General features: G+C 66.9%; 16 protein-coding genes. 15 read left to right on the forward strand and 1 reads right to left on the reverse strand.

What is annotated here, in order from left to right; all coding sequences use genetic code 11:
• Nucleotides 1-14: 14 nt before the first annotated feature.
• From D6850_RS04625 to D6850_RS04670, 10 genes are all read left to right on the forward strand, one after another.
• Nucleotides 15-9,194 carry a calcium-binding protein gene (locus tag D6850_RS04625; RefSeq protein ID WP_121164218.1) on the forward strand — a complete coding sequence of 3,060 codons (9,180 nt, stop codon included), beginning with the start codon at nt 15-17 and terminating at the stop codon, nt 9,192-9,194.
• 70 nt (nt 9,195-9,264) lie between these two features.
• Complete coding sequence (locus tag D6850_RS04630; RefSeq protein WP_245964094.1) at nt 9,265-10,341, forward strand: alcohol dehydrogenase family protein; 1,077 nt, start codon at nt 9,265-9,267, stop codon at nt 10,339-10,341.
• A gap of 254 nt (nt 10,342-10,595) precedes the next feature.
• Nucleotides 10,596-11,786 (forward strand): efflux RND transporter periplasmic adaptor subunit, encoded by a 1,191-nt coding sequence (locus D6850_RS04635; RefSeq protein ID WP_121164220.1) that lies wholly within the window; start codon nt 10,596-10,598, stop codon nt 11,784-11,786.
• A 58-nt stretch (nt 11,787-11,844) separates the two neighbouring features.
• Nucleotides 11,845-14,943 carry an efflux RND transporter permease subunit gene (locus D6850_RS04640; protein ID WP_121164222.1) on the forward strand — a complete coding sequence of 1,033 codons (3,099 nt, stop codon included), beginning with the start codon at nt 11,845-11,847 and terminating at the stop codon, nt 14,941-14,943.
• A gap of 271 nt (nt 14,944-15,214) precedes the next feature.
• Nucleotides 15,215-15,598, forward strand: a complete 384-nt coding sequence (locus D6850_RS04645) for a nuclear transport factor 2 family protein (protein ID WP_166433986.1) — start codon at nt 15,215-15,217, stop codon at nt 15,596-15,598.
• Between the two features lie 225 nt (nt 15,599-15,823).
• The gene (locus D6850_RS04650) at nt 15,824-17,008 is read left to right on the forward strand and encodes an ABC transporter substrate-binding protein (protein ID WP_121164226.1); all 1,185 of its coding nucleotides are present in this window, start codon (nt 15,824-15,826) and stop codon (nt 17,006-17,008) included.
• A 201-nt stretch (nt 17,009-17,209) separates the two neighbouring features.
• Nucleotides 17,210-17,992: an ABC transporter ATP-binding protein gene (locus D6850_RS04655; protein WP_121164228.1), complete on the forward strand. Its 783-nt coding sequence runs from the start codon at nt 17,210-17,212 to the stop codon at nt 17,990-17,992.
• Nucleotides 17,993-18,095: 103 nt separating this feature from the next.
• The gene (locus D6850_RS04660; protein WP_121164230.1) at nt 18,096-18,917 is read left to right on the forward strand and encodes an ABC transporter ATP-binding protein; all 822 of its coding nucleotides are present in this window, start codon (nt 18,096-18,098) and stop codon (nt 18,915-18,917) included.
• 49 nt (nt 18,918-18,966) lie between these two features.
• The gene (locus D6850_RS04665) at nt 18,967-19,977 is read left to right on the forward strand and encodes a branched-chain amino acid ABC transporter permease (RefSeq protein ID WP_121164232.1); all 1,011 of its coding nucleotides are present in this window, start codon (nt 18,967-18,969) and stop codon (nt 19,975-19,977) included.
• Nucleotides 19,974-21,311 (forward strand): branched-chain amino acid ABC transporter permease, encoded by a 1,338-nt coding sequence (locus D6850_RS04670; protein ID WP_121164234.1) that lies wholly within the window; start codon nt 19,974-19,976, stop codon nt 21,309-21,311. Before D6850_RS04665 ends, D6850_RS04670 begins: the two co-directional genes overlap by 4 nt.
• A 12-nt stretch (nt 21,312-21,323) precedes the next feature.
• Here D6850_RS04670 and D6850_RS04675 read toward each other — a convergent pair whose 3' ends face one another.
• Nucleotides 21,324-22,193, reverse strand: coding sequence for a hypothetical protein (locus D6850_RS04675; RefSeq protein ID WP_121164236.1), 870 nt, complete (start codon nt 22,191-22,193; stop codon nt 21,324-21,326).
• A gap of 114 nt (nt 22,194-22,307) precedes the next feature.
• On the opposite strand from D6850_RS04675, the gene miaB reads away from it, so the two are divergent.
• The 5 genes from miaB to ybeY all read left to right on the forward strand — a co-directional run bounded on the left by miaB (nt 22,308) and on the right by ybeY (nt 26,460).
• Nucleotides 22,308-23,627: a tRNA (N6-isopentenyl adenosine(37)-C2)-methylthiotransferase MiaB gene (gene miaB / locus D6850_RS04680; RefSeq protein WP_121164238.1), complete on the forward strand. Its 1,320-nt coding sequence runs from the start codon at nt 22,308-22,310 to the stop codon at nt 23,625-23,627.
• Between the two features lie 319 nt (nt 23,628-23,946).
• Complete coding sequence (locus D6850_RS04685) at nt 23,947-24,453, forward strand: OmpA family protein (protein ID WP_245964095.1); 507 nt, start codon at nt 23,947-23,949, stop codon at nt 24,451-24,453.
• 11 nt (nt 24,454-24,464) lie between these two features.
• Complete coding sequence (locus D6850_RS04690) at nt 24,465-24,761, forward strand: hypothetical protein (RefSeq protein WP_121164242.1); 297 nt, start codon at nt 24,465-24,467, stop codon at nt 24,759-24,761.
• Nucleotides 24,762-24,968: 207 nt separating this feature from the next.
• Nucleotides 24,969-25,934: a PhoH family protein gene (locus D6850_RS04695; protein ID WP_121165110.1), complete on the forward strand. Its 966-nt coding sequence runs from the start codon at nt 24,969-24,971 to the stop codon at nt 25,932-25,934.
• A gap of 37 nt (nt 25,935-25,971) precedes the next feature.
• A complete protein-coding gene (ybeY, locus tag D6850_RS04700; protein WP_121165112.1) occupies nt 25,972-26,460 on the forward strand; it encodes an rRNA maturation RNase YbeY in 489 nt (162 codons plus the stop codon).
• The last annotated feature ends 3 nt before the right edge of the window (nt 26,461-26,463 follow it).

Raw genomic sequence — 26,463 nt, forward strand, 5'->3', positions numbered from 1 at the left:
AGGACGTTTCGATCATGGCCAAGCATAACACCACGCTCTTTTTTGAAACGTCCGGCCAGAACCTCTGGGCCCCCGGTCCGGCGATCGACCTGTCGGTCGATTCCGGCGATGCGCTTTTGTGGAACCCCGATGAACTGACCAAGGCGTTTTCGGTCTCGGCGCTGGGCTTCTCGGTCGATGCGGAGCTTTACCTTGCCGCGCGCTTCGGCCTCATCGCCTGGGCCAATCTCGGCACCGCCGGCTCCTGGGACGCCAGTTTCGGCGTCAGCGTCAACGTGGACAAGCCGAACGCCATCGCCATCGACGGGACTTCGACGATGATGCTGTTCGACTTCTCGGACTGGGAGGTGACGCAATCCTCGATTTCCTCCGAAGGGTTCGGCACGGGCGACGGCAATCTCGGCGCCGGGCTCGACCTCGTGATCGAATTCGAGGCCGGCGTGCGCGATATCGAGTTCGGCCACTGGTTCGGCACCGACGACCTGGGCGGGTTCACCGTGATCGACATCGAGCAGCGCCTGACCCTGATCGGTGTCAACCTGGAGTCCCCCGAGTTCGAGCTGGGGCTGACCGACGGCGTGACCTTCACCGCGCGGCTGCCGCAGGGCGCGGATACCGAAGGGCAGGGCGAGGACGGCGACGGCGACGGACGCCTTGACAGCGTGGTGCGCGGCGACGGCGTGTCGGACACGCGGTTCCTGGAATTGAACGCCGATCTCGACAAGCTGATGACGAACCTGCTGGGCAAGATCCCCTTCCCGCCGGTCAAGGCGGCCGCGAAGTTCCTCGAGGAGGTGGTCTTCGCCGAGCACACGTTCGACATCAGCGACTATACGGGCGGCGTCATCCCCAAGGGCAAGTTCCAGTTCAGCTTTACCATGCTCGACGTGCAGGCCGGCGCGGGCCTTGTCATCACCGAGGACACCGCGCTCGACTTCAGCCGCGCCGGAGCGAGCGACATTCCCGACATCGACATCAAGCTGACCAGCGACAACGGCACGCCGAATGACGCCAGCGATGACGTCGTCGCGTTCACCCGGTTGGGCGACAGCGCGCTGATCGCCGCGCCGCTGATGGGCGTGCCCACGTCGCTCGAGGACGGGGTCGGGACGGCCAATATCACCGCGGAATATTCGGTCAACCGCGCCCGGTTCGAGCATGGCATGGGCCTTGGCATCAACGCCTCGATCACCATCACCGCGCTCGCCGGGAAGCTCGAAGGCGCATGGGTGCCGCCGTCAATGCGGATCAGCTTTGGCCCGCTGCTGGAGCTCGAGATCCCCGAGGGCGGCGTCACGATCGAACTGGGCAACTTCTTCGAGGACGATTTCGACGTCGACGGGTCGATCTTCAACACCGAGACGGACGTGATGGACGTGTTCTATGTCCACCAGTCGATCACGCCGTCGGGCTGGAATCCGGAAAGCTCCACCGCCGAGGAACAGATCTACGGTTTCTTCCAGAAGGTCTATCAACAGGCCGAGGCCAACGCGACGACCTACGCGCAGGATGGTTACGCAACCCCGCAGACGCTGTCCGTGCCGGGACATACCGACGCAATGAACGGCATCGCGGAGATCTTTGTCTGGAACGGAAATTTCAGCAATTCTCTGGACATGGACGTCAACACCGGGACCGACGACAAGGTGGTGGTCGACGTCCAGTCCCAGAGCGCCGGGCTGACCGTCTTTGCGGGAACCGGCGCGCGTGACGGAGCGCCGCTGATCGCGTTCGACGACAGCTATCAGTTGAAATACAACCTTCTCATCGCATTGCAGACCGCGACCCAGATCGAATACGAGCTGAACAACCGGTTCCTGACCATCGGGGGCTCTGCCGAAGTGTTCGGCGCGGACGGGCATGGCGACGTGATGATCCATTTCCGCGATGACGCCTACATCTATGACGGCGGCGCCGAGGGCAGCGAATACGACGTCTTCATCGCCGATTTCACCCTGACCCACGGCGACGAAGCCGTGGAGTGGGACATGTTCGAGGATATCGCGACCAATAACGGCGTGGCGCTCTTCGAGGGTAGCGCCAACGGCGAGATCACGGTGCGCGAGATCGAGGAGATCCACCTGCGCACCGGCGGCGGCGACGATTACATCAAGGCGCATTTCCGCTCGGACACGCTGCGCACCGGGGGCGGCGACGATATCGTGGAGCTTGGCGGCGATTTCTACACCGACGTGGTCGTGCTCGAGGATGGCGACGACGCGGCGCTGACGCGCTTTCCCGGCGGGCCCACGGGCGGGGCGCCCTTTGACGACTACGTCTTCGGCGGTCGGGGCGTGGACCACGTCTTTGCCGAGGCGGGCGACGAGGGGCTGTGTTACGACATCATGACCTTCACCGGCGGCGTCTACAGCTACCTGTTCGGCGGGACCGGCATCGACGTGAACGCGACCGACGCGCAGTTCCTGTCGCTTACGGATGCCTATTACCAGAACGTCCAGGCGAATTACGACACCGCCCAGACGTCCTTCATCGACGCGATCGTCTCCGGCGAGTTCGAGCATCTCATGCTCATCAACGGCACGGCTGACGCGGGCCGGGTGCTGATCGCGGCGGATGTCGAACATATCGCCAATCACGGCACCTATGCCGGGGGCGACGACCTTGGCCTCTTCACCGGCGGCACGCGCTATGACGGGGGCAGCGGGGGAGATGACCGTTTCGTCGCCGATTTCGGCGTTTACGAGACCATCTTCGGCGATCGCGGCGGGGCCTTCGTCGATCTGAACGGCGTCGGGCTCTATGGCGACACCACGATCACCAACTACGAATCGATGTGGGTCAAGGGCACCTCCAAGGGCGACACGTTCCGCGGCGGCAAGAACGACACGATCCGGGGCGGCGACGGCGACGACGTGATCTCGGGCGGGTTCGGCGACCAGGGGTTCGACCGGCTCTATGGCGAAGACGGCGACGACACCTTCCACCAGAAGGACGGCTGGTCCGACCGGCTCTTTGGCGGGGCCGGGTATGACCGGCTGTTCCTCGATCACGGCGGCGATTACGGCGGGCTCAGGACCGGCTATTTCGACGCGGGCGACGCGGCGGTCGGCAGCCAGGCCTATTTCAGCGCCGCCGACACGGTGGCCAAGCTCTTCGAGGCGACCGCGCTCGAGGTCGACCCGGCGGCGGTGACGACCTCCTACAATTTCGCGGGCATCTCCGGCGGGCTCAACTTCACCCCGACACAGGGAATCGAGGAGGTGTCGATCCGCGGCGGCGCAAATCACGACGATCTCTTTGTCTGGGGCAAGGCGCAGTATTACATCGGCGGCGAATCCGCCGGCGACGCCGACGTGCTGGCCGCCGATTTCTCGGCCCGGCAAAGCCAGATGCGGTTCCAGATCACGGATGACGACACGACCGGCGGGCAGGTGGTGTTCGGCACGATGCTGCATGGCATCGACCGGATGGTGCTGCGCGGCACGCAGGGGGGCGATCTGCTGACCGGCGGGATGCACGACGATTACATCGACGGGCAGGGCGGCAACGACATCATCAACGGTGGCGGCGGCGACGACACCGTTCTGGGCGGCGCGGGGAGCGACAAGTTCTACTGGGAGGGGCAGGGCTACCTCGAACTCGACGGCGGTGCGGACCGCGACGAATTGCTGATCGCGGGCGCGTCGGACGCGCTGCAATTCGCGGGCTACGACGCAGGCGGCGACTATGTCTTCCAGGTGGCGGCGAAATACCTGACCTCCGGCGTGGGGGCCGTGACGCAGGTGCTGGACCAGATGCATACGGTCGCGTTTCTCGAATACAACACCAACGGCGATCTCGCCTCGACCGAGAACAACGCCGTGCGGTTCACCGATATCGAGGAGGTCGACGTCGCCGGGAGCGACGAACATAACGATGTCGTGGTGTTTCAGAACTCCATCGCCTATGTCGGCGGGGATCGCGCGGACGGCAGCGACGCCGACCTGTTCCTCGGCGATTTCAGCGCCGAGACGGGCGATTTGTTCTTCGACGGGTTCAGCCAGCGCGGCGTCGGCTATGACATCGGGCAGGGCACGCTGCTGTCGGGGTTCGAATCATTCGTGCTAAGGCTCGGCTCGGGCAATGACGTGGTGCGGGCCAATGGCGGCTTCAGCATCGTCGATGGCGGGGCGGGCAACGACCGGTTCTACAACGAATCCTACAACGGCCAGTTCAACGGCGAGGACGGCGACGACATCTACGAGTTCGGCGGCGGCAACGGCGCGTTCGACGGCGGCGCCGGCGCCGACACGCTGGCCGTTTCGGCCGGGCCCTACGCGCTGTCGATCAGCTTCAACCTCGGCGCGGGCGGCGGCGCGCAGGCCGGCCCCTTCGACGCCGCGGAATACGACAGCTATTCCAAGTACGAGATGTTCTTCGACCCGGGCGCCTATTTCGCCTCCGGCGCGCTCTACAGCTACGAGATCGGCCTGATCGGAACCGGCTCCTCCAGCGGGATCGAATTCCTCGACACCGAGGAGGTCCAGATCATCGGCTCGGACCTGGACGACGTGCTGATCGGCGGGCCCGAGCGCGGCGTGCTCTACGGCGAGGCCGGCGACGACCTGCTGGTGAGCTTCGGCGGCAACGACTTCATGGCCGGCGGCGCGGGCATGGACCGTTACGTCTTTTCCCACGGTTTCGGCAGTGACGTCATCCACGGCGAGCGCGACGCGAACACGCGGCTGGTCTTCGCCGACGGCGTCCTCATGTCCGAGCTCGCCTTCGTCGCCGACGGCGCGGACCTGCTGGTCGGGCTGGGAACGAATGAGCTGCGGATCATCGACTACTACGCCGACTCGATCGACGGCCGGGCCTTCACCGTCGAGACGAGCGACGCCACCTTCGGGATCACCACCACCAGCCCGGGCGCCACGCTGATCCGGGCCAATCCGGGCCTCTCCGCGTTCGGAACCGACGCCAACGACCGCTTCGAGGCGCGCAGCGGGGGCGACGACCTCTACCGCGGCGGCGACGGCGACGATTTCTTCTACGCGAGCTACGGGCGCGACGTCTATGTGGGTGGAATCGGGCTCGATACCGTGTCCTACGTGCGCGCGGGCGGCGCGATCCAGCTGGATCTCTCGGTGTTCGAGGCCGCCGGGGACATGGCCCATGACGACATTTTCGTGTCGATCGAGAATTTCGTCGGCGCCATGCATGACGACACGATGATCGGTGACCGGCTGTCCAACTCGCTGGCAGGGGCCGGGGGCGACGACACGCTCGACGGCAAGGCGGGCGATGATTTCCTGTCCGGCGGCAGTGGCGATGACGACCTGAGCGGCGGCGCGGGGTTCGACCGGCTCTACGGCGAGGAAGGAAACGACACGCTGCGCGGCGGCGACGACAGCGACGTGGTTGACGGGGGCGCGGGCGACGACAGCCTCGAGGGCGGCGCGGCGGACGACATCCTGGCCGGCGGCGCGGGCAACGATACGGCGCAGGGCGACGCCGGCGACGACGTCTTCGCCTATACCGGCGGGTTCGACGCCTATGACGGCGGCGCCGATACCGACTGGGCCGACTTCTCGCGCTTTGGCGCGGCGGTGTGGGTGAACCTCGTGTCGGCCGGCACGGACGCATGGACGCGCGACAACGACACGGTGACCACCGGAACCTGGCGCGAGATCGCCGTGCTCGACGGGATCGAGAACCTGCGCGGCAGCGATTTCGACGACGACCTGCTGGGCGACGCGGGCGACAACGTGCTCGACGGGGGCCTGGGCGACAACCTCTATACCGGGCGGGGCGGGGCGGATATCTTTCGCGGCGGGGTCGAGTTCGACACCATCGACTACAGCCGCGAGACGGGAGGCAGCGGCATCACCTATGACGGGTCCGCGCTGACGCCCGGCTTCGAGATGGAGATTGTCGACACCTTCGGCGATACCGACTTGGCCAATGGCATCGAGCGGGTGATCGGCACGGATCTCGACGATTACTTCGCCGGCGGCGACCTCGACGAGGATTTCCTGGGCGGCGGCGGCGACGACTACCTCGACGGCTGGCAGGGCGACGACACGCTCGAGGGCGGGGCGGGCGCCGACACGCTGCTGGGCTATTCCGGCGACGACCTGCTGATCGGCGGCGCGGGCGATGACATGGTCGACGGCGAGGACGGCAACGACATCGTCCACGCCGGCGCGCTGGGGCGGAACACGCTGAGCGGCGGCGCCGATTTCGACACGCTGAACTATACCGGCGCGGTCGGCGCGCTCGACGTCGATCTCACGCGCGCCACCGGAGAGGTGCGGATCGATTCGGTAGCGGGCATGACCGGCACGGGCCACGTGGTCGACGATATCGACGGCTTCGAGGCGATCATCGGCAGCGGCTTCGACGACACGTTCCTCGGAGACGGCGGGGCCACAACCTTTGGCTATACCGGCGGGTTCGACATGTTCGACGGCGGCGGCGGCGCGGATTTCGTCAACTTCTCGAATTTCGGATCGGCGGTGTGGATCGACCTCGACTACGCCGCGGGGGCGGAGGCATGGACCCGCGACGGATCGGACGTCAAATCCGGCGCGTGGCGCAGCATCGCCACCATCGTCAACGCGCCCAACGTGGACGGCACGAATTTCGACGACGAGATCGAGGGCGACGACAACGTCAACATCATCTACGGACTCGACGGCGACGACATGATTACCGGCCACGGCGGCGCGGACATGCTCTATGGCGGGGCCGGGAATGACGTGTTCAAGGGCAACTGGGACATTTATCTCGACGCCATCGACGGCGGCGACGGGTTCGACACGGTGGACGTGACGCAGGCGGACGCGATCACCGCGATCGACCTGCGCAACATGACCGGAGTCGAGGCGATCCTGGCGGGGGCGTTCGACGACGCGCTCAATGGCGACGACGGGATGAACATCCTCAACGGCGGCGGCGGGTCGGACATCATGTATGGCCACGGCGGCGCCGACATCTTCGTGCTGGACGGCGTCGTCGGCTCTATCGACTTCGTCTATGGTGGGCTTGGCTCCGACAGCGTCGACCTCAGCGAGTTCGCCCAGGCCGCGACCGTCACGCTGGAGACGCCGCTGGACTACGGTTATGTCAACACGACGATCGGCGGAGTGACCCATGAAGTGGGCGTGCTGGCCGAAAGTATCGAGAACGTCATCGGCACCGATTTCGCCGACAGCATGACCGGCAACGACGCCGACAACGCCTTTTCGGGCGGGTTCGGGAACGACACGGCCACCGGCGGGGCGGGGAGGGACAGCTTCAACTGGACCGGCGGGCGCGACATGTGGGACGGCGGCGCGGACCGCGACATCGCGAGCTTCACCTCCTCGCCCTACGCGATCTGGCTCGACCTTCGGGCTGCCGCGCCGATGGCCTGGCATAGGAATGGTCCCGACCTGAGCGCCGGCGCCTGGGTCGAGGTGGCCGACCTTACCGATATCGAGGATGTCGCCGGGTCGGCCCATGACGACCAGGTCTTCGGTTCGGCCTCGGCGAACCTGCTGCTCGGTTTCGACGGAGATGACGACCTCTACGGGATCGGCGGGCAGAACACCATCGAGGGCGGCGCGGGCGACGACACGCTGACCGGGGGCGTTGACGCCGACAGGCTCAGCGGCGGAACCGGCGACGATAATGTGCTCGGCGGTGGCGGCGACGACACCATCATCGGCGGCGCCGGCGACGACATCATCGAGGGCGGCGCGGATGCCGACACGGTGATCTACGACGCCTTCAGCCAGTCCTTCCGGGTCAGCGTGGACGCCGGCACGGGCGACTGGATATTCCAGCACAATGGCGCGGGCCCGGCCAACGGAACCGGCGCGGGGGGCGGGCTGACCTATACCTCGGGGAACAGCTTTCTCGACAAGGAGGTGGACTACGGGCGCGACATCCTGCGCGGCGTCGAGTTCGTGGAGTTCAAGGACGGCGTGAAGACCATCGATGAACTCATCAACCTCGCGCCCTCGGTCACCGTGTCCGATATAACCCTCTTGGGGGCAGGCGCGCAGACCAACCTTTCGGCGCTCGGATCGGTCAGCGATCCCGAGGGCGATCCGATCCTCGAGGTTGAGATCATCGACGGCGAAGGCACGGACAGCGTGATGATCGGCGGCGTGGCGGTCGATGCCTCGACCGGCGCGCGCGCGGCGTCGCTTGCCGATATCACGATCCTGCGCGATCCGGTGGTCGGCGTACAGGATTTCGAGATCCGCGCCCGCGACGCCTCGGGCTGGGGCGAATTCAGCAAGTTCACGCTGACCTCGGGCGTGCCCAACGTGTTGCCGGTCACGACCGTAGGGGACCAGGCGAAATCCCCGCTCGAATGGACGCGGCTTGACGCGGTTCTGGGGGTTGCGGACCCGGATGGCGACGCGGTGCTGCATTACGGCCTCTGGGACGACGAGGGCGCCAACAGCTGGTGGGCCGATGGCGGTTACGTCGATGCGACAACGGGTTACTATACCTCGGACCTGTCGGATATCTGGTTCCAGGCGGATGCGACGGCGGGCAGCCAGACGCTCTGGGTGCGCACCAATGACGGCGCCGGATGGGGAGGGTGGGACCCGTTCGACGTCGCCACGCCCAACGCGAGACCGGCGGTCGAGGTCGCCGACCAGTCCGTCGCGGCGGATGAGTGGACGAAGCTCAGCACGGTTGTGGACGTGACGGACGCGAATGGCGACGCGATCGCGCTCTACGAGGTCTGGGACGACGAGGGCGGCGACAACTGGTGGGCCGATGGCGGGATCAAGGACGCTAGCGGCGGATACCAGACCGCCGATCTGTCGGATATCTGGTTCAGGGGCGATGCCTCGAAGGGCGGTCAGACACTCTGGGTGCGCGCCAATGACGGCACGGACTGGGGCGACTGGGACAGCTTCACCCTGACGACCGAGAATTCGCCCCCCGTGGTCGACATCGCGGACCAGGCGGCGGCCCCGCTCGCCTGGACGCGGCTCGACGCGGTGATGAGCGCGCTGGACGCTGACGGCGACGCGATCGCGCTCTATGAGGTCTGGGACGACGAGGGGGGCGACAACTGGTGGGCCGATGGCGGGATCAGGGACGCGAACGCCGGCTACCAGACCGCCGATCTGTCGGATATCTGGTTCCGGGGCGACGCGGCGCCGGGCAGCCAGACGCTCTGGGTGCGCGCCAGTGACGGGACCGACTGGGGCGACTGGGACAGCTTCGTGCTCGACACGATCTGAGCGCCGGGCGTCTTGCGTTTGCGCCCCTGAACGCCGACCATGATGCGGGACAAGCGAAGGGAGCCGCCGCATGGGCGAGACGATGAAGGCGATGGTGCTGACCGGGCATGGCGGGCTCGACAAATATGTCTGGCGTGACGACTGGCCCAAACCCGAACCCGGCCCGATGGAGGTGCTGATCCGCGTCGGCGCCTGCGGGCTCAACAACACGGATGTGAACACCCGCACCGGCTGGTATTCCAAGGCGGTGAGCGAGGCGACCACCGGCGGCGCCTATGACAGCGTCGGCGAGGACGACCCGACATGGGGCGGCGCGCCGATAACCTTCCCCCGCATCCAGGGAGCGGACGTGGTAGGCGAAGTCACCGCCGTGGGCGAGGGCGCGGACCCCGCCCTGATCGGCCAGAGGGTGATGACCAATGGCTGGCTGCGCGACTGGTCCGATCCAGACAACATGGACAAGACGGGGTATTTCGGCTCTGAATGCGACGGCGGCTTCGCCGAGTTCACCACGATCGACGCGCGCAACATCGCGGTCGTTTCATCGGACCTGAGCGACGCCGAGCTTGCGACCTTCTCCTGCTCCTACACCACCGCCGAGGGGATGCTGACCCGCGCGGGCGTGACGGACGCCGACACCGTGCTCGTTCCCGGCGCCTCGGGCGGCGTGGGCGGCGCGCTGGTCCAGTTGGCCAAGCGGCGCGGCGCGCGGGTGATCGCGATGGCGTCCGAGGCCAAACACGAGGAGGTCAAGGCGCTCGGCCCCGACATGATCCTGCCGCGGGCGCCGGGCGACCTGCGCGCGGCGCTGGGCGGGGAAAAGGTGTCGGTCGTGGCCGATATCGTCGGCGGGCCCTACTGGCCGAAGCTGATCGACATCCTCGAGCGCGGCGGGCGCTATACCTGTTCGGGCGCGATCGCCGGGCCGATGGTGACGTTCGACCTGCGCACCTTCTACCTGCGGGACCTGACCTTTACCGGCTCGACCGTGATTGCGCCCGAGGTGTTCGAGAACGTCGTGCGCTACATCGAGCAGGGCGCGATCCGCCCGGTGCTCGCCGCCACCTATCCGCTGAGCGAACTGCGCGCGGCGCAGCAGGCCTTCATCGACAAGAAGCATACCGGCAATATCGTGGTGTCGCCGTGACCGCCGCCGGGGCCGCGGCGTGAAACTCGCCTGGCTCCGGTCATGCCGCCCCCGACGGCGGGCCAAGGGTCACAAGACCGTGAAGCGCGCGCGTCCCCCTGCGCGGCCTGCCAGTCCGTGCGCGACCGCGCGTCTTGGCCCCGGCGCAGGGATCGGTTATGGCAGGCGGGCGAACTGAAACAGTCACGGGAGCGGCCCGCCCGCGCTCCGCCCTCCGTGCCGGATACCGCAAGCATCGAACGGATTTTGATAGAATGCCGCATTTCCCGAACCTTTCGCGTTGCCTGTCGCTGCTGACAGTCCTGCTCGCCGGCGCCGCGCCCGCGCTTGCCCAGCAACAGGGCGACATGCCGCCGCCCGCCGTCACCGTGGTCACGCTCCAAGCGCAGGACGTCGGCCTGACGACCACGCTGCCGGGCCGCGTCGTCGCCTCCGCCGAAGCCGAGGTGCGCCCGCAGGTCGCGGGCATCATCACCGAGCGGCTCTTCGACGAGGGCGGGCGCGTGGAGGCGGGCGACGTGCTCTACCGGATCGACCCGGCGAGCTATGACGCCGCCGTCGCCAAGGCCGAGGCGGCGGTCGCGCAGGCGCGCGCCCAGAGCAGGGCGGCGGCGCGCGAGGCCGAGCGGCTCCAGACCCTGTCCAGTCGCGACATCGTCAGCGAGCAGGCGCTCGATTCCGCCATCGCCGAACGCGACAGCGCCGCCGCCAGCCTCCAGGCCGCCGAGGCGCAGTTGCAGGCCGCCCGGATCGAACTGGACCGCACCGAGATCCGCGCCCGCCTTTCGGGCGAGATCGGCCGCTCGATGGTCAGCCCCGGCGCGCTCGTCACCGCGAGCCAGCAACAGCCGCTCGCGGTGATCCGCAACATCGACCCGGTCTACGTGGACGTGACCCAGTCGGCGGCGGAACTGCTGGACTGGCGGCGCGGTCATGTGGACGCGCTCTCGGAATCCGGCGGCCCGCGCGAGGTGACCCTGACCCTCGCCGATGGCAGCGCGTTCGGCCACACCGGCAAGCTGACGGCGGCCGAACCGGTGGTTGATCCGCTCACCGGGGTGGTGGTGCTGCGCATGGAATTCGCCAATCCCGACAAGCTCTTGCTGCCCGGAATGTATGTGCAGGCCGAGATGCCCAGCGGCGTCGCGAAAGACGCCTTCGTCGTGCCGCAGGAGGGCGTCAGCCGCGACCGGCGCGGCCAGCCGACCGCGCTTGTCGTCGGCGATGACGGCACCGTCGAGCAGCGCACCCTGACCGTCCTGCAGGATCAGGACCAGTCCTGGATCGTGAAGGACGGGCTGAACGATGGCGACCGCGTCGTCGTCAAGGGGCTGCAAAAGGCCGCGCCGGGCGCCAAGGTGTCCCCGCAGGAACGCGAGGAAGCGGCGGACGAGGCGCCCGCAGACTCCACCGCCGCCGCCGACGCCGAGAAACCGGCGGAATAGCCGCGTGATAATCCTGATCCCCGCATCCCCGCCACGTCACTGACCGGAGCGCCCAAGCATGGCACGTTTCTTCATCGACCGCCCGATCTTCGCCTGGGTCATCTCGATCTTCATCATGGGGATCGGTGTGCTGTCGATCGTCATCCTGCCGGTCGCGCAATATCCGCAGATCGCGCCGCCCACGGTGTCGATCCGCGCCGCCTATCCCGGCGCCTCGGCGGAAACGGTGGCCAACACCGTCACCCAGGTGATCGAGCAGCAGATGACCGGGCTGGACGGGATGCGCTACATTTCGTCCAGCTCGACATCGACGGGCGGCGCCAGCATCACGCTGACCTTCGAGACCGGGACCGACCCCGACATCGCGCAGGTGCAGGTCCAGAACAAGCTGGCGCAGGCCACCGCGCTCTTGCCCGAACCGGTGCAGCGACAGGGGGTGACGGTGAGCAAGTCCTCCGCCGGCTTCCTCATGGTGGTGGCCCTGATCGCGCAGAACGGGGACATGGACGCGACCGATCTGGGCGACTACCTCAGCACCAACATGGTGAACGAGCTGAGCCGCGTGGACGGCGTCGGCAGCGTGCAGGTCTTCGGCGCGCAATACGCGATGCGCATCTGGCTCGACCCGGCCAAGCTCGCCGCCTTCGAACTCACGCCGCAGGACGTGGTGAACGCGGTGCGCGCGCAGAACGCGCAGATCTCGGCGGGCGAATTCGGCTCGCGTCCCGCGGTCGAGGGGCAGGCGCTGAACGCCACGATCACCGCGCAATCCCTGCTGAGCACGCCCGAGGATTTCCGCCAGATCGTGCTGCGCGCCGAAACCGACGGCGGGCTGGTGCTGATCAACGACGTGGCGCGGGTCGAGATCGGATCGGAACGCTATTCCACCATCTCGCGCTACAACAAGCGCCCGTCCTCGGGCCTGGCGATCAGCCTCGCGCCCGGGGCCAACGCGCTCGACACGGCCGCCGCGGTCGAGGCGCGGGTTGAGGAGCTCGCCCAGTTCCTGCCGCCGGGCGTCGAATACGTGATCCCCTACAACACCGCGCCCTTCGTGCGGATCTCGATCGAGGAAGTGGCCAAGACGCTGGTCGAGGCCATCGTGCTCGTCTTCCTCGTGATGCTGCTGTTCCTCCAGAACCTGCGCGCGACGCTGATCCCGATGCTGGCCGTGCCGGTGGTGCTGCTGGGCACCTTCGGCGTGCTGGCGGCGGCGGGCTTCTCGATCAACACGCTCACCATGCTGGCGATGGTGCTCGCGATCGGGCTGCTCGTCGACGACGCCATCGTCGTGGTCGAGAACGTCGAGCGGATCATCGAGCAAGAGGGGCTCGACCCGCGCGAGGCCACGCGCAAATCGATGACCCAGATCACCGGCGCGCTGATCGGCATCGCCGTGGTGCTTTCGGCGGTGTTCGTGCCGATGGCGTTCTTCCCCGGCTCCACCGGCGTCATCTACAAGCAGTTCGCGATCACCATCATCTCGGCGATGACGCTGTCGGTCGTGGTCGCGCTGACATTGTCGCCCGCGCTCTGCGCCTCGATCCTCAAGCCGAAGGCGCACGCCCGCAAAACCGGGCCCTTCGGCCTGTTCAACCGCGGGTTCGACAGCCTGCTCGGCGGATATGCCGGCAGCGTAGGCTGGATCGTGCGCCGCCCGGCGCGGGTGGGGCTGATCTATCTCCTGATCGTGGGCGTGATGGTCGCGCTGTTCCTGCGCACGCCGCAGGGCTTCCTGCCGGACGAGGACCAGGGCATCCTGTTCACGCTGATCCAGGGGCCGACCGGCGCGACCGCGGAGCAGACGCTGGAGGTGGTCGAACAGGTCGAGGATTACTATCTCACGCAGGAAAGCGACATGGTCGAATCCGTGTTCGGCGTCGTCGGGTTCAGCTTCGGCGGGCAGGGACAGAACCTCGGGCTCGCCTTCGTGCGGCTCAAGGACTGGTCCGAGCGCGAGGACCCGTCGCAGAGCGTGCAGGCGCTCGCGGGCCGCTCCTTCGGCGCGTTCAGCCAGATCAAGGGCGCGATGGTGTTCCCGGTCGTCCCGCCCGCGGTCAGCCAGCTCGGCAACGTGTCGGGGTTCGATTTCTATCTCCAGGCGCGCGGCGGCCAGAGCCACGAGCAGTTGCTCGAGGCGCGCAACCAGCTGCTTGGCATGGCGGCGCAAAGCCCGCTGATCGAATCCGCGCGGCCCAGCGGGCTCGAGGACGCGGCGCAGTTCAACCTCGATATCGACTGGCGGCGCGCGGGCGCCATGGGGGTCAGCGCCTCGGATGTGGGCAGCCTGCTCAGCACCGCCTGGGCGGGAACCTATGTCAACGATTTCGTCGACGAGGGCCGGATCAAGCGGGTTTACGTGCAGGGCGAGGCGGACGCGCGCAGCGTGCCCTCGGACATCGAGAAATGGCGCGTGCGCAACAAGACCGGCGGCCTCGTGCCGTTCTCGAACTTCGCCGATGCGGGCTGGACCTACGGGCCGCAGGGCGTGAACCGCTACAACGGCGTGCCCTCGATGCAGATCCAGGGCTCTCCCGCGCCGGGCGTGTCGACAGGGGAGGCGGTGGACGAGATCTACAGGCTGGCCGAACAACTGCCGCCGGGGTTCCAGGTCTCGCTCACCGGCCTGTCGCTGGAGGAGCAGCAATCGGGCAACCAGGCGCCGCTGCTCTACGCGCTGTCGCTGGCGGCGATCTTCCTGTCGCTGGCCGCGCTTTACGAATCCTGGTCGATCCCCTTCGCCGTGATGCTGGCCATGCCCATCGGGGTGCTGGGGGCGCTGATCGGCGCCTGGCTGGGCGGGTTCGAGAACGGGGTGTTCTTCCAGGTCGGGCTGCTGACGGTGATCGGCCTCACCGGCAAGAACGCGATTCTTATCGTCGAATTCGCGCGGGACAAGCGCGAGGCCGGCGAGACCATCTTCGAGGCCGCCGTCGACGCCGCGCGCCAGCGGTTCCGCCCGATCATCATGACCTCGATGGCGTTCAGCCTGGGCGTGCTGCCGCTGGTGCTGAGCGCCGGCGCCGGCTCGGGCGGGCGCACGGCGATCGGCGCGGGCGTGCTGTCGGGCACCATCGCGGCGACGGTGCTGGGCGTGCTCTTCGTGCCGCTGTTCTTCGCCACCATCGCGCGAATGCGCAAGACGGCGACGGATTGAACCCGCACGCGCGGGCAGGGTCCGCAGTAGATGGCGGTCTTTCGCGGAGGGGAAACCATATCGCTTGCCTGGGCTTCTCGGCTTTCCGTCAGATTTCTGACCCGAAGCAGAGCAGACCTTCAGGCGGGGCTGCGACGAGGGCCGGTTTGGAGGCCAGAGTGCTGGAAGCTGCGGGATGCGCGAATATCAGGTTGGCGAGCGCCACACTTGACTTCAACTCGGGTTGAGGTCTCAGACTTCGCGCAAATCAATGCAGTCGAGGATTTCGAACATGGAGAAACGCGATATTCAGCAATGGCTGGACCACTATGGGGAGGCTTGGATCAAAGGTGATCCAGAACAGATTACGACGCTGTTCACCGAGACGGCAAGTTACCGGGAAACCCCCTTTGATGATGCATTGATCGGCCGAGACGCGATCAAGAGCTATTGGCAAGAAGGCGCGGCGGATGCTCAGGAAAACGTGGAGTTCTCGTCACAAGTTTGGGCTGTCGATTCTGCCACCGCGGTCGCCGGGTGGCAGGCGAAATTCACGAGAAAACAATCGGGCGTCAAGGTGGAGCTCGATGGCGCATTCCGGTTGAAGTTCAAGATGATATCGGGTGATCTGCTCTGTGAGAGCCTTGAGGAGTGGTGGCATCGGAAGGAAAGTTGACGCCTGACAACCTCGACGACCGCTTTGTTCCACATCTCCGACGCTGGCGCAGATCGCGACGAAGGTCCGCGTCGGGCCAGAAATGCAGTCCACCCTATAAATCCGGCATCGTCCGTCCGGGCCGCCCGCATTGGCGTCTGTCCCCGCGCGCAGGGTCTTTTCTTTTGATCGCGCGCTGCTTAGGCTCCGGGCCGGACGTATGTTCCACTCAAAGGGAGAACAACCATGAAGAAACTTCTTATGGCCAGCGCCGCCGCCGCCCTGATGGCGGGCACGGCGCATGCGGAGGACGTGAAGCTCGGGATCCTGCTGGGGTTCACCGGCCCGCTGGAATCGCTGTCGCCCGACATGGCCGCCGGCGCGGAACTGGCGATCAAGCAGGTCAGCGACTCGGGCAAGTTCCTCGACGGGAACACCGTGAGCGCCGTGCAGGGCGACACCGGCTGCATCGACGCCGGCCTCGCCGTGGCCTCGGCCGAGCGGCTGATCACCTCGGACGGGGTGAAAGGCATCATCGGGGGCATGTGCTCAGGCGAAACCGGCGCGGTGCTGCAGAACGCGGCGATCCCGAACGGCGTCGTGATGATCTCGCCCTCGGCCACGTCGCCGGCGCTCAGCACGGTCGAGGATGAGGGGCTGTTCTTCCGCACCTCGCCCTCGGACGCGCGCCAGGGCAAGATCATGGCCGACATCCTCAGCGACCGCGGCATCGAGGAAGTCGCGGTGACCTACACCAACAACGACTACGGCAAGGGGCTCGCCGACAGCTTCCAGGCGGCCTTCGAGGAAGCGGGCGGCACGGTCACGCTGAACGCCGCGCATGAGGACGGCAAGGCGGACTACTCCGCCGAGGTCGGCGCGCTCGCCTCCGCGGGCGGCGAGGTCCTGGTCGTCGCCGGTTACGTCGACCAGGGCGGCAAGGGCATCATCAACGGCGCGCTCGACTCGGGCGCGTTCGACACGTTCATGTTCCCGGACGGGATGGTGTCGGAAACGCTCGAAAGCGATTTCGGTACGGCGATCGACGGCTCCTTCGGCCAGCACCCGAGCGCCTCGGGCGACGGGCCCGCGAAGTTCGCGGAGCTGGGCGAGGAGGCGGGCTTTGACCCCACCGGAGCGTTCGCGCCCGAAGCCTATGACGCCGCCGCGCTCATCCTGCTGGCGATGCAGGCGGCCGGGTCCAGCGATGCGGCGGCCTACAAGGACAAGGTGATGGACGTCGCCAACGCGCCGGGCGAGAAGATCCTGCCGGGTGAGCTGGGCAAGGCGCTCGACATCCTGAAGGACGGCGGCGATATCGACTATGTCGGCGCGTCGGATGTTGAGCTCATCGGCGGCGGCGAAAGCGCCGGCAACTACCGCGAGATCGAGATCAAGGACGGCAAGATCGGCACGGTCGGCTACCGCTGAGCGCGTCTCGCGAACCACGCGAATGGCCGGCCCGGGTTGACCCCCGGGCCGGTTCGACGCATTAACGCGTTTGAAAAACAGGTTCCGAGTCACGATCAGCGTCGCGATTTGAGCGACGGACCGCGGAAGGCCGACGGGACGCGAACCAGGAACACCGCCCGCACCCAAGGCGCGAAGGGCGGGACCAGCGGGGGAAGAGGGATGATCGTTGTCGAGGATCTCCACAAGCATTTCGGGGGATTCCACGCCGTCGACGGCGCAAGCCTGTCCTTCGGCGAGGGCGCGATCACCGGGCTGATCGGCCCCAACGGCGCGGGCAAGACGACGCTCTTCAACGTGATCGCGGGCGTGCATGCGCCCACCTCGGGGCGCGTTACGATGGGTGGCGAGGACATCACCGGGCTGCCCCCGCACGAGCTGTTCCACAAGGGCGTGCTGCGCACCTTCCAGATCGCGCATGAATTCCACTCCATGACCTGCCGCGAGAACCTGATGATGGTCCCGGGCGGCCAATCGGGCGAGCGGCTGTGGAACACCTGGTTCGGTCGCAGACGCATCGCCGAAGAAGAGCGCGCGCTCAGGGCCAAGGCGGACGAGGTGCTGGAATTCCTGACCATCGAACACCTGGCCGAGCACAAGGCGGGCCAGGTCTCGGGTGGGCAGAAGAAGCTGCTGGAGCTGGGCCGCACGATGATGGTGGACGCGCGCATCGTGTTCCTCGACGAGGTGGGCGCGGGCGTGAACCGCACGCTGCTCAACGTGATCGGCGACGCCATCATCCGCCTCAACGAGGAGCGTGGCTATACTTTCGTGGTGATCGAGCACGACATGGATTTCATCGCGCGCCTCTGCGATCCGGTGATCTGCATGGCCGAGGGTCGTGTGCTCGCCACCGGCACTTTGGACGAGATCAAGGCCAATGAACAGGTGATCGAGGCCTATCTCGGCACCGGGCTCAAGAACCGCGAGAAGGTGGAAGCATGAGCGCGCGCGTCCGCAAGCGACGGCGCGGCGGGGGCGCGGCCCCCGACGTAGAATTTTCGGGAAGATTCAACGTTTCCCCGGGATATTTGGAGCAAGAACAAGCATGAGCGGCGATCCTTACGGCGACCGCGGCAACAAGGACGCCACCATCGTCAATCCGCGCGGAACCGGCACGGCGCAACCCGTCAAGGGCGGCAGCGCGAAGGCGGCGCCGAACGGGCCGTTCCTGATCGGCGAGACCATGACCGGCGGTTACGGCAACGGGCCGGACATCCTGCACGACTGCACCATTTCCGTCGAGAAGGGCGAAATCGCGGTCATCGTCGGCCCCAACGGCGCGGGCAAATCGACCGCGATGAAGGCGATCTTCGGCATGCTCGACCTGCGCGCGGGGCATGTGCGCCTCGATGGAGAGGACATCACCGCGCTGTCGCCGCAGGCGCGGGTGGCCAAGGGCATGGGATTCGTGCCGCAGACCAGCAACATCTTCACCTCGATGACGGTCGAGGAAAACCTCGAGATGGGCGCCTTTATCCGCACCGACGATTTTTCCGGCACGATGGAGCAGATCTTCGACCTGTTCCCCATCCTGCGCGAGAAGCGCCGCCAGCCGGCGGGCGAACTTTCGGGCGGGCAGCGCCAGCAGGTCGCGGTCGGCCGCGCGCTGATGACGCAGCCCAAGCTCTTGATGCTGGACGAGCCGACGGCGGGCGTCAGCCCGATCGTCATGGACGAACTTTTCGAGCGGATCATCGACGTGGCGCGCACCGGCATCCCCGTTCTGATGGTCGAGCAGAACGCGCGCCAGGCGCTCGAGATCGCCGACAAGGGCTACGTCATGGTGCAGGGCGCCAACGCCTATACCGGCACCGGCAAGGAACTGCTCGCCGACGAAGACGTGCGCAAGAGTTTCCTCGGGGGATGAGCATGCGGGACCGATTTGAAACGACCGGGGCCGAAGGGGCGGCGGGCTGATGGATTTTCTCAACGCGCTGGTGGCGCTTTCAAATTACGTGCTGATCCCCGGCATGGCCTATGGCAGCCAGCTTGCGCTTGGCGCGCTCGGGGTGACGATGGTTTACGGCATCCTGCGGTTTTCCAACTTCGCGCATGGCGACACGATGGCCTTCGGCGCGATGGTCACGGTGCTGATGACGTGGTGGCTGCAATCCCTCGGGGTGAGCCTCGGGCCGCTGCCGACCGCGCTGCTGGCGCTGCCGGTGGGGATCGCGGTCTGCATCGGCATGCTGCTGGCGACCGACCGCGCGGTCTATCACTTCTACCGCGAGAAGAAGGCGAAACCGGTGATCCTGGTGATCGTGTCGATGGGCGTGATGTTCATCATGAACGGCATCGTGCGCTTCATCATCGGCCCCGGCGACCAGCGGTTCCTCGATGGCGAGCGGTTCCTGGTCTCGGCGCGCGATTTCAAGACGATGACGGGACTTCAGGAAGGGCTCGCGATCAAGACCACGCAGGCGATCACCGTGGTCACGGCGGTGATCGTGGTGGCGGCGCTGTTCTGGTTCCTCAACCGCACCCGCGCGGGCAAGTCGATGCGCGCCTATTCCGACAACGAGGACCTCGCGCTGCTTTCCGGCATCAACCCCGAACGGGTGGTGATGCTGACCTGGATCATCGTGGCCGCGCTCGCGACCATCGCGGGCGTGCTCTACGGCCTCGACAAGACGTTCAAGCCGTTCACCTATTTCCAGCTATTGCTGCCGATCTTCGCCGCCGCCATCGTCGGCGGCCTCGGCAGCCCGCTGGGCGCGATCGCGGGCGGCTTCGTCATCGCATTTTCCGAGGTCACGATCACCTATGCCTGGAAGAAGGTGCTGGGCTACCTGATGCCCGAGAGCCTCGCGCCGGACAGCCTGATGCAGCTTCTGAGCACCGATTACAAGTTCGCGGTCAGCTTCACGATCCTGCTGATCGTGCTGCTGTTCAGGCCCACCGGACTGTTCAAGGGGAAAGCGGTATGAGCGACGCGGTGAAGAATACCGGCCTCTTCATGATCGTCGGGGCGCTGATCCTGCTGACCGGCGTCCTGCAGAGCTGGAACGCGGCGCTCCTGATCCTCAACATGGGGCTGATCTCGGCGATCATGGCGCTCGGGGTGAACCTGCAATGGGGCTTTGCGGGGCTGTTCAACATCGGGGTGATGGGCTTTGTCGCGCTTGGCGGGCTGGCCGCGGTGCTGATCGGCATGCCGGTCACGCCCGGCGCGTGGCGGGCCGGGGGGATCGGCGTCATCGGCGCGCTGCTGCTGGGGGCGGCGACCATCGCGGCCGCCGTCATGGTGATGAAGCGGATGCGCAAGGGCCCCTTGCGCGCGCTGGTCGTGATCGTCGTGCTGGTGGGCGGGTTCTTCGTCTTCCGCGCGCTGCTCGACCCCAACGTGGCGGCGATCGAGGCGATCAACCCCGCCGGGACCGGCTATCTCGGCGGACTCAACCCCGGCGACCAGGACACCTACAAGGATTACGGGATCATCCTGCTTCTCGCCTGGCCGGCGGGCGGGGTGCTGGCGGCCGGCGCGGCCTGGCTGATCGGCAAGACGGCGCTTGGGCTGCGTTCGGACTACCTCGCCATCGCGACGCTGGGGATCGCCGAGATCATCATCGCCGTGCTCAAGAACGAGGATTGGCTGTCGCGCGGCGTGAAGAACGTGATCGGCATCCCCCGCCCGGTCCCCTACGAGATCGACCTCCAGAACGATCCCGCCTTCGTGGAGCGCGCCGCGGGGGTCGGGCTGGACCCGACGATGGCCTCGACGCTTTACGTCAAGCTGCTCTACGCCGCGCTCTTCCTCGTGGTGCTGCTGGTGCTGCTCTGGATGGCGCAGAAGGCGCTGGCGAGCCCCTGGGGCCGGATGCTGCGCGCGATCCGCGACAACGAGTTCGCCGCCGAGGCGATGGGCAAGGACGTCAAGCGGCGGCACTTGCAGGTCTTCGTCCTCGGCAGCGCGGTCTGCGGGATCGCGGGCGCGATGATGACGACGCTCGACGGGCAACTGGTGCCAAGCGCCTACCAGCCGCTGCGCTTTACCTTCCTGATCTGGGTGATGGTGATCATCGGCGGTTCGGGCAACAATTTCGGCGCGGTGCTGGGCGGCTTCCTGATCTGGTTCCTCTGGGTCCAGGTCGAACCGATGGGCCGGCTGCTGATGGATCTCGTCACGTCGGGCATGGCGGACGGTTACTGGCTCAAGACGCATCTGCTGGAATCGGCGGCGCATATGCGGCTGCTGACTATGGGCATCGTCCTGCTGCTTGTGCTGCGCTTCAGCCCCCGCGGGCTGATCCCCGAGAAGTAGCGCGCCGCGCGCTCAGAACCACTGCCCGGGCTCCATCAGCCCGAGGTCGAGCAACTGGCGCGAATGCCACTCGAACGGCGCGGAATTGTGCCACTTGAAGGTCGGGATATCGAAGGTCGAGCCCGGATTCCGCTTGAGCGCCTTGGCCGTGCGGAAGGACGCGATCGCGGTCGTCAGGTTGTTGTGCCAGGGGCAGGCGTAGGTGTTGTATTCCTCGTCGTCGAATGTGTGATCTTCGCGCAGGCGCAGGTTCCGCCGCGCGCGGAACAGCGCGATGCGGTCGATCTTGCGGCGCGGCGCGGGGATGTGTTCCTCGTAGCGCCAGCGCAACCCGCCATAGAAGTCGAGTTGCCGTTCCTTCGGGTGGTTGTGATTGCCGGGGTCGGGCCGGGCGAGCGCATAGTAGCCCGAGCGGTCGATATGCGCATCCTCGAGCGACACCGCATCCGGGTGCGCGTCCAGGTCGCCCGCGTAGAGGTCGATCACGTAGGTGAGCATCGCATCGCGCCGCTCCTCGGTGTGAAAGGCCAGCATCTCGCCCACGCTGCGCGTTTCGCAGAACGGGTAGAACAGGTATTCCGCGTTGAAGCAGTAATAGAGCCACTCGCCCCGCGCCGCGTCGATCACCGCGTTGACCGCGTCGATGTAACTGTCCCCGGCGGCGAGGTCGTAATCGATGCGCGCGACCCTTTCGGCGACATCGCCCGGCAGCCCGAACCCGGCGGGCATGAAGACCGCAATCGCGCGGAACCCCGCGTCGAGGTGGTGGCGCAGCGTCGTGTCGAGCTCGACCTCGTCCTCGGCGAAGACAAGGGCGATCGGTCCCTTGGCCAGCGTCGCGCCGCCACGGGCGATGAAATCGGCAAGCCCAGCGTACTGCATCCGGTCCTCTCGTTTTCCGCTCAGCTAAGGTCAATTCGCCCCGCATTGCAAGATACCCCTTCGGTGGTATAGGCAGGCGCCGAACGTCCGATCCCGCCAGAAGGTGCGCGCGCCATGTCCGATCCCCGCAAGCTCTACATCAAGACCTATGGCTGCCAGATGAACGTCTATGACAGCGAACGCATGACCGAGGCGATGACCGGCGCGGGCTATGTCGGCACGGACAGCGCCGGGGATGCGGACTTGATCCTGCTCAACACCTGCCATATCCGCGAAAAAGCCGCCGAGAAGGTCTATTCCGAGCTGGGCCGCTTCCGCGCGCTAAAGGACGCCAACCCGGACCTCAGGATCGGCGTCGCCGGCTGCGTGGCCCAGGCCGAGGGCGAGGAGATCATGCGCCGCCAGCCGCTTGTCGACCTCGTGGTCGGCCCGCAGAGCTATCACCGCCTCCCCGAGATGGAGGCTCGCGCGCGGGCCGGGGAAAAGGCGCTCGACACCGATTTCCCCGAGGAGGACAAGTTCGACGCGCTCAAGCGCCGCCCGCGCGCGAAGCGCGGACCCACGGCCTTCCTCACCGTGCAGGAGGGCTGCGACAAGTTCTGCGCCTTCTGCGTCGTGCCCTACACGCGGGGCGCGGAGGCCAGCCGCCCGGCGACGCGCGTGCTCGAGGAGGCGCGCGACCTCGTGGAGCGCGGCGTGCGCGAGATCACGCTGCTGGGCCAGAACGTCAATGCCTATCACGGGGCCGGGGAGGGCGGCGACTGGTCGCTCGCGCGGCTGATCCGGGCGCTTGCCGAAATCGACGGGCTGGAACGCATCCGCTTCACCACGAGCCATCCCAACGACATGAGCGACGATTTGATCGAGGCGCACGGAACCTGTGCGAAACTCATGCCCTACCTGCACCTGCCGGTGCAATCCGGCAGCGACCGCATCCTCAAGCGGATGAACCGCAAACACACCGCCGAAGGCTATGTCCGCCTGATCGAGCGCATCCGCGCCGCGCGGCCCGACATCCTGATTTCCGGCGATTTCATCGTCGGCTTCCCCGAAGAGACCGAGGCGGATTTCCAGGACACGCTGAACCTGGTCGAAGAGGTCGGCTATGGCACGGCCTACTCGTTCAAGTATTCCACCCGCCCCGGCACTCCGGCGGCGGAACGCGCGCAGGTCGACGCGGCCGAGGCCGACGCGCGGCTGCAACGGCTTCAGGCGCTGCTCACCCGGCAGCAGCGCGCCGTGCAGGAAAGCATGGTCGGCCGCGAGGTCGGCGTGCTGTTCGAAAAGCCGGGGCGGCTCCCGGGGCAGATGGTGGGCAAGTCCGACTACCTGCACGCGGTGCATGTCGCGGGCTCCGGCATCGCGCCGGGCGATATCCGCCGGGTCCGGATCACCGAAAGCGGCCCCAACTCGCTGGCCGGCGTCGCTCTCTGAGGAAGCGCGCCGCGCCCTGCCGATTCGCCCGCCCGGCCCATGCGGCGCGCCGTCGCCGCCATCCCGCCACAGGCGCGGCGATTGCCGCCCGCCGGCCGGGATATTTCGCGCGGGCCGCTCAATCGCGCGCGCGCTTTAGCCCTTCACATGAATTTGAAAACTGGTAAGGTTGCAGGATAAATTGCGATTTTGGCGAGGCGGCGACAGGTCGCCCGCCACTGGGGGAACAGATAAAAGGAAGAGGGCTGTGACACGGAGATTTCTGCGGTCATTCCACGGCGTTTTGGGGGGACTGGCTGCCGCCGCCCTGGCGGTCGCCGTGACATTTTCGAGCGGGGCGGCGAACGCCCAGCAACGAACCGTCATCGGCGAGAATTACACGCCGACGATCTGGGTCGATCCCGACGGGTGCGAACACTGGGTGATGGACGACGGCTGGGAGGGCTACATGTCGCCCCACACCAACCGCCAGGGCATCCCCGTCTGCCATCGCGGCAATGTCTGCGGGGTGGTGAACACCGACCAGCTCTTCCGCACCGACAGCGCGCGCATCAGCGCCGCGGGCAAGCAGCGCCTCGCCAAGTTCTTCCACGACACCGGCGCGATCTCCTACATCATCGCCGGCCACACCGACAGCCGGGCCTCGGACCAGTATAACATGGACCTGTCCTATCGCCGCGCCGCCTCGGTCGCGCGGATCGCCGCCGCCACCGGCGCGCGGATCGCGGACGTGCGCGGCTATGGTGAGCGGATGCCCAAGGCGCCCAACAGCACCGCGGCGGGCATGCAGCAGAACCGCCGCGTCGAAATCATTTGCATCCGCTAGGGGGACGATAGATGAAACTCGTTAAATTGGCAGTTGTCCTCTCTGCGGCCGTGGTCGTCGCCGGCTGTGACAACAAGATAGACAAGACCGTGGACCGCGGCTTTGACTCCAAGCACCTGAGCCAGCTCAAGGCGGGCGTCTGGATCGACCCGAACGGCTGCGATCACTGGATCATCGACGACGGCGCAGAGGGCTACCTGTCCCAGCGGCTCGACAAGTATGGCAAGCCGGTCTGCTCGGGCACGGCCCCGCCGAACACCGCGACCGGCGCCTACAAGGGCGGCTCGCCGGTCACCGATCCGATCTGACCGGACGGCGAAACGCGCGGAATGCGAAGCCGCGGGCCGGAAGGTCCGCGGCTTTTCGCGCTGATCGCCTCCGCGGCGCTTGCGCCGGGCGGCGCAACTTGGCACCATTGGGCGAGGGTCGGCGTTGATCGGGCCTTCGTATGGATCACCCTCTGACGGGAGACGTGTTTGACCTCAACCGATCTGCCTGACGCATCCCTTGACGCGATGCATCACGAAACCGTCGAGTTTCCGGACAATTACCTGCTGATCGACCTCTGCGGCGAACATGACCGCAACCTCGCCGAGATCGAGCGGACGCTGGGCGTGCAGATTCTGCGACGCGGCAACCAGCTGACCGTGTATGGCGAGGCCGACCAGGTGGCCGAAACAATGGAGGTGCTGCGCGCGCTCTATGAGCGCCTCGAGGCGGGCCGCGCGGTCGAGCGCGGCGACGTCGACCGCGAATTGCGCATGAACGGCCCCGAGGACGAAACCGGCGCGCGCGCCGGCGACCAGTTCGAGATGTTCCGCGACGGCCGGGTCGAGATCAAGACCCGCAAGAAGCTGGTCGAGCCGCGCACCGACGCGCAGCGCGCCTATGTCCGCGCGCTCTATCGGAACGAACTGGCCTTCGGCATCGGCCCCGCCGGCACCGGCAAGACCTATCTCGCCGTCGCCGTCGGCGTGTCGATGTTCATCGACGGGCATGTGGACCGCATCATCCTCAGCCGCCCGGCGGTCGAGGCGGGCGAGAAGCTCGGCTACCTGCCCGGCGACATGAAGGACAAGGTCGACCCCTACATGCAGCCGCTCTACGACGCGCTCAACGATTTCCTGCCGGGCAAACAACTGGCCAAGCTGGTCGAGGAAAAGAAGATCGAGATTGCGCCGCTGGCCTTCATGCGCGGGCGCACGCTCAGCAACGCGTTCGTGGTGCTGGACGAGGCGCAGAACGCGACGACGATGCAGATGAAGATGTTTCTCACCCGACTCGGCGAAGGCAGCCGCATGGTGGTGACGGGCGACCGCACCCAGATCGACCTGCCGCGCGGCGCGACCTCGGGGCTGCATGACGCCGAACGGCTGCTGAAATCGATCCCGAACATCGCGTTCAACTACTTCACCGCGAAGGACGTCGTGCGCCACCCGCTGGTCGCCGCGATCATCGAGGCCTATGAGGCCGATGGCTGAGACAGGCGCGTCCCGCGCGGATCACCCCGGCGCGCCCATGCTGACCGAAACGCTGGTCGAGGATGCGCGCTGGACCAGCGTGGACCTGCCCGGGCTGGCCGAAACCGCCGCACAGGCGACGCTTGCGCATCTCGGGCTCGATCCGGCGGACTGGGAGATCGCCGTTCTGGGCTGCGACGACGCGCGCATCGCCGCGCTAAACGCCGATTTCCGCGACAGGCCGCAGCCGACCAACGTGCTGAGCTGGCCGGCCGAGGATCGCGGCCCGCGCGACCCCGGCGCCGCGCCCGACGCGCCCTGGCCCGGCGATGATCCCGAACTGGGCGACATCGCCATCGCCTATGACACCTGCGCGCGCGAGGCGGGGGCGGCGGGCAGGCCGCTCGCCGCTCATGCGACGCATCTCGTCGTGCACGCGGTCTTGCACCTGCTGGGCTACGACCATATCCGTGACGCCGACGCCGCGCTGATGCAGGCGCTCGAAGTGCGGATCCTTTGCAAACTGGGGATCGATGACCCATATTGAGGC

The organism is Roseovarius spongiae (assembly GCF_003651245.1).
GTDB classification, from domain to species: domain Bacteria; phylum Pseudomonadota; class Alphaproteobacteria; order Rhodobacterales; family Rhodobacteraceae; genus Roseovarius; species Roseovarius spongiae.